General features: G+C 71.5%; 5 protein-coding genes. 3 read left to right on the top strand and 2 right to left on the bottom strand.

Annotation, left to right across the window (positions count from 1 at the left end):
- Positions 1-37 precede the first annotated feature (37 nt).
- Complete coding sequence (locus FLX07_RS02570) at positions 38-3793, top strand: sigma factor (protein ID WP_167748087.1); 3756 nt, start codon at positions 38-40, stop codon at positions 3791-3793.
- 273 nt (positions 3794-4066) lie between these two features.
- Entirely contained in the window at positions 4067-6067 is a 2001-nt protein-coding gene (locus FLX07_RS02565) for an NYN domain-containing protein (RefSeq protein WP_142567770.1), read from the top strand.
- Positions 6068-6274: 207 nt separating this feature from the next.
- Here FLX07_RS02565 and FLX07_RS02560 read toward each other — a convergent pair whose 3' ends face one another.
- On the bottom strand, positions 6275-6901 hold the full coding sequence (locus tag FLX07_RS02560; protein WP_142567769.1) for a response regulator: 627 nt from the start codon (positions 6899-6901) through the stop codon (positions 6275-6277).
- Positions 6902-6904: 3 nt separating this feature from the next.
- Positions 6905-11116 (bottom strand): HAMP domain-containing protein, encoded by a 4212-nt coding sequence (locus tag FLX07_RS02555; RefSeq protein WP_142567768.1) that lies wholly within the window; start codon positions 11114-11116, stop codon positions 6905-6907.
- A 216-nt stretch (positions 11117-11332) separates the two neighbouring features.
- Between FLX07_RS02555 and FLX07_RS02550 the strand changes: the two genes are divergently transcribed.
- Positions 11333-12808, top strand: coding sequence for a PP2C family protein-serine/threonine phosphatase (locus tag FLX07_RS02550; protein WP_229689459.1), 1476 nt, complete (start codon positions 11333-11335; stop codon positions 12806-12808).
- Position 12809 lies beyond the last annotated feature (1 nt).

The raw sequence follows: 12809 nt of genomic DNA, 5'->3' as shown, positions 1-12809 counted from the left end.
CGAGGTCGCAATGGGTAGAGAAGTCCGGCATGCCGACATGGAACTGCTTGAAACCGTGCGGGGAGGCGACACGGCGGCCTTCGGAACGCTCTACCGGCGACACTCGGCCGCCGCGCGGTCCCTGGCCCGGCAGGTGGCGCAGAGCGAGGACGCGGTCGAGGACCTCCTCGTCGAGACCTTCGCGAGAGTTCTCGAGGTGGTGCGGCGGGGAGGCGGGCCCGTCTGCGCGTTCCGGCCCTACCTCCTCGCGTCGGTGCGCCGCTACGCTGCCGCCGGAGTGGTCGACCTGGCCGACGGCGACTCCCTCTACGTCGATCCCGAACTCACGGGGCTGGAGCGCTCGCCGCTCGCCCGCGCCTACCGCTCGCTGCCGGAACGCTGGCGCGCGGTGCTGTGGCATGGGGAGATCGAGGGCGGCAGGCCCGCAGACGCGGGTCCGATGCTCGGTCTGTCGGGCAGGGCCGCGGCCCTTCTCGCCCGGAAAGCACGTCAGGGCCTGCGGGAGGCATACCTGCGGTTGCACCTGGAGAGCGCCCCGCGTGCCGAGTGCCGGCCGATCCTGTCGATGATCCTGCGCTATGTCGAGAACGGCCTGCCCAAGCAGGAGGCCGGTGCGGTCGACGCCCACGTGGCCGAGTGCATCGACTGCCGGTCGGTCTTCCTCCAGCTGGTCGATCTCACGCAGGAACTGCGGGCCGTCGTCGGCCAGCTCGTCGCCGGGCCGGCCGTGGACGACTACCTCGCCGACCTCGCCACCGCGGCCGCCACGGGAGCACGGCCGTACGGGGGCATGACGAGCCGCATGAGCGGGCGCGGTTCGAACGGCCGGGCGGGCGGCAGGCTGGGTGGCGGGTTGGGGAGCAGGGCGCGGGCGCGGCTGGAAGCCGTGCGTCATCACATGGGGGCGTTGACGAGCCGCGCGGACCGCATGAGGGGGACCGTTCGGACCGCCCAGGGCGGGACGGGCCCGGCAGGGCGTGCGCGTGGACGGGCGGGCGCGCTGCTGCGAGGGGCGTACGCCAGGGCCCGGACGACGACCCTGCGCGCGTCCGCGAAGGCGCGTGCGGTGCCGGGGGCGGTGTACGGCCGTGCGCGAGTGATCACCAGGCGCGTGTTCGCGAAGGCGGGCCCGAAGGTGGGTGGGGTGCCGCGACTGGCGTTCGCCCGAGCGCGGGCGACGCCGGCGCGGCTGTCCGCACTGGTGCGGAGCGTGCCGACGTCGCATCGGGCGGTGCTGGGAGGCATCGCCGTGGCCGCCCTCGCGACGGCCGCCTTCCTGCTCGTCGCCCAGCCGACGGGCATGATCTTCACCGGCGGCTCGGGCAGGCAGGACGGGACGCGGGCTCTGGACCGTCCGCAGCTGGCGGACAGTGCCTCGCGTTCGCGAGCCGCGACCGGCCACCCCGAATCGGCGGGCGCCACGTCTCCCTACGACTCGCCGAGGCCGAGTGCCCAGGAGTCCCGGACGGATGTGGGCGCCCCGACGCCGGAGACCTCGGACGATCCTGCGGCCGTAAGCGGTGCCGACGGGCCTAGCGCGGGCATCGCGCTCGGCATGCCCGAGATCACCGGAAAGGTCACGCCCGGTGCCGATCGGCAACCGCCGCGGGAGGAACCCACGGCACGGGAGAACACAGCACGAGAGGCCATCGCGCGGGAGAACACGGCGCGGGAAGACAGGGCGCGGGAAGACAGGGCGCGGGAAGACAGGGCGCGGGAGGCAATCGAGCGGGAGGTCAGAGGTCAGGCCGCCACGGGTCAGGCCGCCACGGGTCAGGCTGCCACGGGTCAGGCCGCCAGGGGCCAGACGGCCACGGGGCAGGCGGCCACAGGTCAGGCGGGTAAGGGCCAGGGGGCTGAGAGCCAGGCGGCCACGAGCGCCTCACGGGCCTCCGCCCCGGAACGCCAGCAAGTGCGAGGTCAGCTCTCCCGGGACCCCTACCAGGGCCGTCCCGTTGAGGCCCGCGCGCAGGGCACCACCCAAAGCAGTGGCCAAAGCAGTGGCCAGGGCAGCGTCGGGCTCCGCGCGCAGGGCGGTACTCAAGGCGCTGCCCAGGGCAGTGCCCAAAGCAGTGCCCAGACGCGCGAGCGGGACAGTGCCGGCGGCAGTGCCCGGGGCCGCGGGCAGTCTGAGGCGCGGCAGGCGCCGGAGCGGGCTCGGGAGCGACGTGAGTCGCAGGCAGGCCGCCCGGCCACCGAGCGCGCGCCACTCGTGCGGCCAGGAACCGCACAGGGCCGCTCGCAGGCAGCGGAGCGCGGTCGGGCGGCCCGTGAGCATGTCCGATCGGGCCGGAGCGGCGCCGGATCCCGGAAGGCCGCAGGCACCGGGAGGAAGGCGAAAGAGACGCTCGTCGTCGCCATCGATCCGCTCGGCGCCCTGCTGCGCGGCCAGTCCGGGCTCCTCGCCGTACGGCTGCGCGACGCGGGCGACGCGACCACCGGCGAAGTCGCCGCGACGGTGACCCTCCCGCCCGGCGTCCGCTACCTGGGTCAGGACGGGCGCGGAGGCCCGAGCCGTGAGGCGGGCGGCGGCACGCGGCAGGGGCACGAGCCGAAGCCGGGCGCGGTGGGGCAGAACGGTGCGGTGCGGGAGGACCGTGAGGCGGGCGACGGCGCCGGTCAGGGGCGTACGGCGGGCGGGCGCGCGGAGCACGGCCGGACGGGAAACGGCGCGGGCGACGGCTGGTCGTGCACGGCGTCGGGCCGCCTGGCACCGGGCAAGACGGCGCAGGGTAAGGCGGCGCAGAGTAAGGCGGCACAGGGCAAGGCGGCACAGGGTCAGGTGGTGCGGTGCGTCCGGGGTCCGCTCGCCGCCGGCGAGGTGACAGCGATCTTCCTGAAGGTGGCCGTGGCGGCGGACGCGCCCACGGGCCGGGCCTTCACCGTACGCGTGCGGTCGGGGCGGCTGGAGACCACCGCCGAATCGACCGGGGGAGTGCGCGCCTCCGGCGCGGCCGCGCGCTTCGCCGCGGACGGGCGCCTCCTCGCCCGGGTCGTCGGCAACGCGCTCGTGGGCTCCGCCGCGCCGGCCGCTCCCTGCGGAGCCGCCGCGGGCGGCCGGGACTCGGGCGTGAGCGTGCCGATCGACCTCGACAGGGACCCCTCGACGCGTACGTCCAGTTGCGCCGATCTCGGCCTGCCCGCCGGAGGCAAGGTGCTGTGGGCGGGCCTCTACTGGTCGGGCGGCGGCCGGGGGACGGTTCCCCCGGAGGACATCCGGGTGCGCGCGCCGGGGATGCCGGGATACACGACCCTGCGCGCCGCCGAGGTCGCCCGGCGGAATCTGACCAACGGGTCCGGTTATCAGGCGTTCACCGACGTGACCTCTCTCGTCCGTACGGCGGGTGGGGGCCGCTGGTGGGTCGCGGGCGCCCCGGCGCGTGCGGGAACGGTCCGGCACGCGGCCTGGGGCCTGGTGGTGATGGTCGAGGACGAGCGGCAGGCGTACACGCGGGCCGTGGTCCTGGACGCGGCGGCGGTCATCGGGAGCGGGGAGAAGGCCCTGCGGCTCCCCCTCGACGGCCTCGCCCCGGGCGGCGCGCCCGCGCGGATCGACCTGATGGTGTGGAACGGCGCGGGGGTCAGGGCGGGGGTCGTCACCATGAGTGATCGTGCTCGCGGGGACCGGGAGGACCCGAGCCGGGAGGGCGTCCTGGGCCAAGGAGACGCCGGAGGCGTCGCGGTCGACACGCTCCACGCTCTCCTGGGATCCCACCCCGCACTTCAGCTCGCCACCCGGCGCGACCCTGTCTTCTTCGGCGTCGCGGTCGTGAGCGCGAGAACCTGGTCTTGACAGCTCCCCTCACTGCGGAGAGGGGAATCAGCCGTCGCCGGGGCCGGCTTCCCGCTTCATTGCCGGTCGCCTCTTTGCCTGCTTTTCATAACAAATTGGGGGGAGGCGATACATGGACAAACTGGTACGGTCGGCGTGAACGCTTCCGATCCCAGGGTCGTGGGTGTCTCGATTCCTCTACCAGGCGGGCGAGGGCTGAATCGTCGGGAATCACCCTCGCGGGAAGACACGCTTGTCTACCCTGAGAGAGCCACGTAGGAAGGGCGGTGTCGCGTGGATCGCTGCGCGCTGTTCGTTGACGCCGGCTACTTGCTGGCAGACGGCGCGATGGCCGTCCATGGGACCCGCCATCGCGAGGCCGTCTCCTGGGACTATCCGGGCCTGCTGCAGCTCCTGACCAGCTTGTCAAGAGAGCGCACCGGCCTGCCGCTCCTGCGCTGCTACTGGTACGAGGCGACCGTCGAGGGCCGCCGTACGCCGGAGCACGACGTGCTGGCGGACATCCCCGGGCTCAAGCTTCGCCTCGGCCGGATCCGGCCGGGCCGGCGGGAGGGCGTCGACGCCCAGGTCCACCGGGACCTCATGACCCTGGCGCGCAACAACGCGGTCTGCGACGCGGTCGTGGTCAGCGGTGACGAGGACCTCACTCAGGTGGTGAGCGACGCGCAGGACCTCGGTATCCGTGTGACCGTCATGCAGATCGCCGCCGACGGCGCCTGGTCGGCGGCGCGCACCCTGCGGCAGGAGTGCGACGACCTCGTCGAGATCGCGAGTGGCCATCTCCGGCCGTACGTCGCGATGCTCACCGGAGCGGACCCCCGTCCCGGCCTCGGCAACGGCCAATCCCACGGCAACGGCCAATCCCACGGCAACGGCCAGTCCCACGGCAACGGCCTCGTGCCTCTCTCCCACGGAAACGGTTCGCTGTCCAACGGGACCCACCTCACCGGCTCGCATCAGAACGGGACACAGCCGAACGGGACACCGCCGAACAGCAGTCAGTCACAGGGGAGCCACGCCGCCGGCCTTCACGGCGGGGCGACCCCGGTGACGGGATCGCACGGCCCCCCCTCGCCGAGCGTGTCGCAGGACCCGGGTGCTTCCGGCCCGGCGTCGAACGTCACTCAGCCGCACGCCATGGGGACACCCGGCATGGGCACCCACAGCGGCGGATCGCACGGCATGGGCCCCCAGGGGACCGGAACTCACGCGAACGGCATCCACGCGAACGGCGCCCCCCAGGGAAGCGGCCTTGAGGGAGCGGGCGCCCAGGGGACCGGCACCCACGGCACCCACGGCACCCAGGGGACCGGTCTTCAGGGAACCGGCACTCATGGCGCCCAGGGAGCCGGTCTTGAGGGGACCGGTACCCACACGAACGGCACCCAGGGACCCAGTCATCAGGGAACCGGCACTCATGGCGCCCAGGGAGCCGGTCTCGAGGGGACCGGCACTCACGCGAACGGCGCCCAGGGAGCCGGCACCCACGGCACCCAGGGAACAGGTCTTCAGGGAACCGGTGGGCATGGTGCCCAGGGAAGCGGTCTTGAGGGGACCGGTATCCACGGGAGCGGCGCTCAGGGAGCCGGTCTTCAGGGAACCGGTGGGCACGACACTGGCGCACACGGCACTGGGGGACACGGCACTGGGGGACACAGCGGCGGGCGGTCCTCCGCCGCCCACGCGCGTCCTGCCCTTCCCGCGCAGCCGTCCCCGCCGGTCTACAACGGCTACTCGCCGGAGTCCCCGCAGCCGCCCGTGCAGCCCTCTCAGCAGCAGCGCCAGGCTCAGCCGCCCGGGAATACTCCGCTGCCGGCTCCGCCGGCGTCCGCCCCGGCGTCGCCTCCCTCGGGAGTTCAGACGCCGCCGAGCAGCCCTGTGCAGAGCCAGTATGGCTCCGGTGCCTCCGGGAGCCAGTACGGCTCGGGTCCCTCCGGCGGCCAGTACGGCTCCGGCTACTCCCCCTCCCAACTGGGGCCGTACACGGGGCCGCAGCCCGCGCCGGTGCCGATCCACACGGGAGGGACCACGACGCTCGCCGAGGCGGTGAAGGCGGCGCACAAGGAGGGCCACGACTTCGGCGAGTCGGTCGCCAGGGACGCCCCCGCGCTGTGGCTGGAGGCCGTGCTCGCCCGCAAGCCCCGGATGCCGTCCGATCTTGAGGCCCGCCTGCTGCAAGGGTCCTCGCTGCCGATCGACTTCCTGCTGCACGACGAGGTCCGGCACGCCCTGCGCCGCGGCTTCTGGGACGCACTGGAGCGTGCCCGCCGCTGACCGGGCGTCCGTGACGGTCCCGCCCGGCTGAGCCGGGGGAAGAGCGGAGCGGGTGTGCCAGGGGAGAGCGGCGTGGGCGTGCCGCCACGCCCACGCTTACCCTGACCCAGGCGAAGGCGAAGGCGAAGGCGAAGGCGAAGGCGAAGGCGAAGGCGAAGGCGAAGGCGCCCCGTCCCCGGCCTTGCTGAACGGGGGGCGTACGCGATGTCAGCCCAGGGCGTCGAAGCCGGCCCGAAGGTGGGAGACGCGCTCGCCCAGCTCGGCGACGGCACCCTTCAGGGGCGTGTCACCGGACTTGTCCGCCAGGTCCCGCACCCGCCGCAGCTCGTCCTCGACGGCGGTGACGCGGCTGGACAGTTCGGCCAGTACGGAAGTGTGGTCGCCGCCGCCCGGAAGCTCGTTCGACAGGCGTTCGCGCAGCAGCGCCGCCTGCTCGGCGAGCCGCCGGTTCATCGTGTAGAGCTCCACGAACACGGCGACCTTGGCGCGCAGCACCCAGGGGTCGAACGGTTTGGTGAGGTAGTCCACGGCTCCGGCGGCGTACCCGCGGAAGGCGTAGTCGGGGGCGCTGTCGACCACGGTCAGGAAAATGATCGGGATGTTCCTGGTGCGCTCTCTCCGCTTGATGTGCGCGGCGGTCTCGAAGCCGTCCATGCCCGGCATGCGCACGTCGAGCAGGATCAGCGCGAAGTCGGTCGCCAGGAGGGCCTTCAGCGCCTCCTCTCCGGACCGGGCCCGCACGGGCAGGACGTCCAGGGAGCTGAGGATCGCCTCCAGGGCGATCAGGTTCTCTTCGCGGTCGTCGACCAGCAGGACCCTGGCGCGGTCAGGCATCGATCATGCCTCCTGGGAGTCTCGGGCCTCTGGGGACGGCACGCCCCTCGTTCGTTCTGTTCCCCCGTTGCGGCCGCGCATGAGCCATCCACGCAGCCGTTCGAGCAGCCGGTCGACGTCGACGGGCTTGGGCACGTAATCGGAGGCGCCCGACGCGATGCTCTTCTCGCGGTCTCCCCGCATGACCTTCGCCGTCAGCGCGATGATCGGCAGGTCGGCGAACTGCGGCATCGTGCGGATCGCCGAGGTCGTGGCCCAGCCGTCCATCTCGGGCATCATGATGTCCATCAGCACGAGCGCCACGTCCTCGTTGCGTTCGAGCTGCTCGATGCCCTCGCGGCCGTTCTCGGCGTACACGACGGTCGAGCCGTGCCGCTCCAGCACGCTGGTCAGCGCGAAGACGTTGCGGATGTCGTCGTCCACGATGAGGATCTTGGCCCCGGACAGCGGGTCGTCCCCCTGCCAGTCGTGGCCGTCCACCAGCGGCGTGTACTGGGGGACCGGCAGGTCGGTCGGGAGAGGGATCTCCGGGAGGATGTCCTTGATGTGCAGGTCGGGCACCACGTCGACGCGGCTGTCCGGCTCCACGGGCGTGGCGATCGCGCCGCCGTCGGGTGCGGCGAGCGGCCCCGAGTAGCTCGGGGGCAGGTACAGCGTGAAGGTGCTGCCCTCTCCGGGAGCGCTCTGGACGTGGATCTCGCCGCCGAGGAGACGGGCGATCTCCCGGCAGATCGACAGGCCGAGGCCGGTGCCGCCGTATTTGCGGCTGGTCGTGCCGTCGGCCTGGCGGAACTGCTCGAAGATCACTTCGAGCTTGTCCGGCGCGATGCCGATGCCGGTGTCGACGACCTTGAAGGCCAGCATGTCCTCCTGCGATCCCTGCAGTTTCTCGTCAACGTACGGCACGTTGGCGGGCGCGTGGGTGACTTCCAGCCTGACCTCGCCCTCGTGGGTGAACTTCACCGCGTTGGACAGCAGGTTGCGCAGCACCTGCTGCAGCCGCTGCTCGTCGCTGCGTAGGTCGTTGGGCACGGAGGGGTCGACCTGAACGGTGAACGACAGGCCCTTGTCCTGCGCGAGCGGCGCGAAGGTGGCCTCCATGTAGTCGACCAGCGCGGACAGCGACATCGCCTGCGGGTGGATGTCCATGCGGCCCGCCTCGACCTTGGACAGGTCGAGGATGTCGTTGATGAGCTGCAGCAGCGCGGAGCCGGCGTCGTGGATCGTCCGGGCGAACTCGACCTGCTGCGAGGTCAGGTTGCCCTCGGTGTTCTCCGTCAGCAGCTTGGCGAGCACGAGCAGGCTGTTCAGCGGGGTGCGTAGCTCGTGGGACATGTTCGCCAGGAACTCGGACTTGTAGCGCGAGGACACCGCCAGCTGCTCGGCCCGCTCTTCCAGCGTCCGCCGGGCCTGCTCGATCTGGAAGTTCTGGATCTCGATGGCACGGTTCTGCTTGGCCAGCAGCGCCGCCTTGTCCTCCAGCTCGGCGTTGGACCGCCGCAGCTCCTCCTGCTGGCGCTGGAGCTCGTCGGAGCGCTCCTGCAGCTCGATCGCGAGCCGCTGCGACTCGGTAAGCAGGTCCTCGGTCCGGGAGTTGGCCATGATCGTGTTGATCGTGACGCCGATGGTCTCGACGAGCTGCGTGAGGAACGCCAGGTGCACCTCGCTGAACTGCCTGAACGAGGCCATCTCCAGGACGCCGAGCACCTTGTTCTCGAAGAGGATCGGCAGTACGACGATCTGCGCCGGGTTCGACCGGCTGAGCCCGGTCTCGACCGTGATCGAGTCGACCGGCACGCCCTCCAGGATGACCTGCTTGGCCTCCAGGGCGGACTGGCCGATGATCCCCTCGCCCAGCTCGAAGCGCGGCTTGGGCGCCGATCCCGGCTGGATGCCGTAGCCGGCGATGAGGTTGAGCCGGCCGTCGTTGTACAGGTAGCAGGCGCCGTGGCTGGCCGAGACGAGCGGGGTGAGCTCGCTCATGATGAGCCGGGCGACCTCAATCAGGTCGCGGTGGCCCTGCATCAGGCGCGAGATCCGGGCCAGGTTGGACTTGAGCCAGTCCTGCTCCTGGTTGGTCTTGGTCGTCTGGCGCAGGGTGGCGACCATCGTGTTGATGTTGTCCTTGAGCTGGGCCAGCTCGCCCGGAGCCTCCACGGTGATCGACCGGGTGAGGTCGCCCCTGGCGACGGCGCTGGTCACCTCGGCGATGGCGCGCACCTGGGTGGTCAGGTTGCCGGCCAGTTCGTTCACGCTCTCGGTGAGCCGCTTCCAGGTGCCCTCGACGCCCTCGACGCGGGCCTGGCCGCCGAGCTGGCCCTCCGAGCCGACCTCGCGGGCGACGCGGGTCACCTCGGAGGCGAAGGACGACAGCTGGTCGACCATGGTGTTCATGGTGCTCTTGAGCTGGAGGATCTCGCCCTGGGCGTCGACGTCGATCTTGCGGGTCAGGTCGCCGTTGGCGACGGCGGTGGTGACCTGGGCGATGTTGCGCACCTGGTAGGTGAAGTTGTTGGCCATCGAGTTGACGTTGTCGGTGAGGTCCTTCCAGACGCCCGACACGCCTGGGACACGCGCCTGGCCGCCCAGCCTTCCCTCGGTGCCGACCTCCCGGGCGACGCGGGTCACCTCGTCGGCGAAGGCGGACAACTGGTCCACCATCGTGTTCATCGTGTCCTTGAGCTCCAGGATCTCGCCCTGGGCGTCCACGGTGATCTTCTTGGACAGGTTGCCCTGCGCCACGGCGGTGGAGACGACGGCGATCTGACGGATCTGCGACGTCAGGTTGTTGGCCATGAAGTTGACGTTGTCGGTGAGGTCCTTCCAGATGCCCGACACGCCGCGCACCTGCGCCTGACCGCCCAGCCGTCCCTCGGTGCCGACCTCCCGGGCGACGCGGGTCACCTCGGAGGCGAAGGACGACAGCTGGTCGACCATCGTGTTCATGGTGCTCTTGAGTTCGAGCATCTCGCCCTGGGCGTCGACGTCGATCTTGCGGGTGAAGTCGCCGTTGGCGACGGCGGTGGTGACCTGGGCGATGTTGCGCACCTGGTAGGTCAGGTTGTTGGCCATCGAGTTGACGTTGTCGGTGAGGTCCTTCCAGACGCCCGACACGCCCTTCACCTCGGCGCGGCCGCCCAGCTTGCCCTCGGTGCCCACTTCGCGGGCGACGCGGGTGACCTCGTCGGCGAACGCCGAGAGCTGGTCGACCATCGTGTTGAGGGTCTCCTTGAGCTCCAGGATCTCGCCCTGGGCGTCCACGGTGATCTTCCGGGACAGATCGCCCTTGGCCACGGCGGTGGAGACGACGGCGATCTGCCGCACCTGGGAGGTCAGGTTGTTGGCCATGAAGTTGACGTTGTCGGTGAGGTCCTTCCAGACGCCCGACACCCCGCGCACCTGCGCCTGGCCGCCCAGCTTGCCCTCGGTGCCCACTTCGCGGGCCACCCGGGTGACCTCCTCGGCGAACGCCGATAGCTGGTCGACCATCGTGTTGACGGTGTGCTTGAGCTCGAGCATCTCGCCGACCGCGTCGACGGTGACCTTGCGGCTCAGGTCGCCCCGCGCGACGCCGGTCGTCACCTCGGCGATGTCGCGGACCTGCGCCGAGACGCGGTCGGACATCGTGTTGACGGCCTCGGTGAGGTCGCGCCAGCTTCCCGACATGCCGCGCAGGTTGGCCCGGCCGCCCAGCTTGCCCTCGGTGCCGAGGTCGCGGGTGACCCGCGTCACCTCCGAGGTGAACAGCGAGAGCTGGTCGACCATGCCGTTGATGGCCTTGCCCAGGCGGCGTACCTCGCCCCGGGCGGCGCGGTCCACGTCGATCCGGCGGGACAGGTCGCCCTTGGCGACCGCGTCGATCACGTCGGCGGCGCCGCTGACCGGCGTCACAATGGCGTCGATGAGGTCGTTGACCGAGCCCACGCTCTCCGCCCACGCGCCGACGCCCGGCCCGGGGCTCAGCCGTTCGGTGAAACGGCCCTCCTTGACGATCTCGCGTCGCACTCGGGCAAGCTCGTTGGCCAGGTGTTCGCGCCGGTCCGCGACCTCGTTGAGCAGCAGCCGGATCTCGCTGAGGACTCCCGGCGGGGCGTGGGAGACGCGGCGGCGGAAGTCGCCGTCACGCCATGTGATAAGCGTCTCAAGGAAGGGAACGAGATCGGATTCGCGGTAGACCCGTTCGGTCCCGGCCAGCTCGGCGTTGGCGGGCGACATTTAGCCTCCTTTACCCCGACGGGGCTGACGCGACCAAGGCGTAGGGCTTCGTACGGCCTGTCAAGCCGCGGACTCCATGCCAGTCTGTCACGTTCCGTGGGGTGCGGGGCCCCCTTGCTTGACCCAAGGTCGGCCGGGAGTGTGGTAAGCACAATGGTGGTGTCAACTAGTCCCCGAGCCGTCCTGGCGGCGTCCTTCACGCCAAGTGAGACGGCTGTGCCCGAAGTGAAGCGGTTCACGCGCGAGGTGATGACGGCGTGGGCCGCCATGTCCGTGTACCCCGAGGCCGAGCGTTTGGTACGAGAACTGGTCGCGGAGGCGGTCGGCGCGCCCTTCGAGGTCGTGTGGCTCCACCACGGCGAGTCCATCCAGGTGGAGGTGCGGGAGAAGACGGACGGCCAGGACTTCGGGCCGCCGGCCGACGCCGTCGCGTGGGGCGTCACGTTCACCTCGTCGTTGCGCACCCGCTGGGCCCGCCTGGAACTTCCGGGCGGGGAGCCGGTGCAGAGCGACGAGTGGCTGCTTGAGGCCGCGCACGGCCCGGGCTGGCTGGGCTTCCTCGCGGACGCGAGCGATCTGCTCGCGGGCACGCTCAACCCGGACATGGTCCCGGCGATCATCGCGCAGATCGTGGTGCCGCGCCTGGCGAGCTGGTGTGCCGTCTACACCGACCAGGACGGGCTGGGGGAGCTGCGGCCCGCCTATCTCTGGCACGCGGACGAGACTCAGATCGACGTCATGCGCGACGAGCTGGAGGAGATCGCGCTGCCTGCGGACGACGCCCCCGCCGTGCTGCCGATGAGCGAATGGCAGGCGCTGGCCTACCCGCTGACCGCCCGGGGGCGGCGGCTCGGCGTGATGTGCCTGGGCCGGCGCGACCGCTTTCCCGACGAGGCCATGCAGATCGCCGAGGACCTCAGCCGGCGTGCGGCGCTCGCGCTCGACAACGCCCGGTTGTACGCGCAGCAGGCGGCGGCCAACAGGGCGCTGCAGCGCAGCCTCCTGCCCCCCGACGAGCCCACGACCCCCGGGCTCGACTTCCATGTCATCTACGAGCCGGCCGGGGAGAACAACGAGGTCGGCGGCGACTTCTACGACCTGTTCCCGATCGCGGAGGGCGTCTGGCGCTTCGCGATCGGCGACGTCTGCGGCACCGGGCCCGAGGCCGCCGCGGTCACCGGGCTGGCCCGTCACACGCTCCGCCTGCTCGCCCGCGAGGGGTACGGCGTGGCCGCCGTCGTGGGCCGGCTCAACCAGGCCATCCTGGAGGAGGGGGAGCGCGCCCGCTTCCTGACGCTGCTGCACGGCCAGATCACGGTCACTCCGGAAGGACTCGACATCCGCCTCGTCTCGGCCGGGCATCCCGAGGCCCTGCGGCTGCGGCCGAACGGCGTCGTCGAGGTCGTCGCCTCGCCGCAGTCGCTGCTCGGGGTATTCCCCGAGGCCAAGTTCCAGGAGGACAACCTGCGGCTCACCCCGGGCGACGTGCTGCTGGGCGTGACCGACGGGGTGACCGAGCGACGGTCGGGCGGCCGGCTGCTCGACGACGACGGCGGCCTGGCCAAGCTGCTGGCGGAGTGCATCGACCTGTCCGCCCGCGCGGTGGCCGAGCGCATCCGCCGCGCCGTGCAGGACTTCGCGCCCGAGCCGAGCGCCGACGACCTGGCCATCCTCGTCCTGCGCGCCCCCTAGA

It is taken from the genome of Microbispora bryophytorum (genome assembly GCF_006874465.1).
GTDB classification, from domain to species: Bacteria; Actinomycetota; Actinomycetes; order Streptosporangiales; family Streptosporangiaceae; genus Microbispora; species Microbispora bryophytorum.
The sequence above is the reverse complement of the archived record's forward strand: the minus strand, read 5'-3'. Positions and strand labels throughout refer to the sequence as shown.

Coding starts and splice junctions, on each gene's coding strand:
- FLX07_RS02555 (WP_142567768.1), bottom strand. CDS start 11,116: ATGTCGCCCGCCAACGCCGAGCTGGCCGGGACCGAACGGGTCTACCGC.
- FLX07_RS02570 (WP_167748087.1), top strand. CDS start 38: ATGGAACTGCTTGAAACCGTGCGGGGAGGCGACACGGCGGCCTTCGGA.
- FLX07_RS02560 (WP_142567769.1), bottom strand. CDS start 6,901: ATGCCTGACCGCGCCAGGGTCCTGCTGGTCGACGACCGCGAAGAGAAC.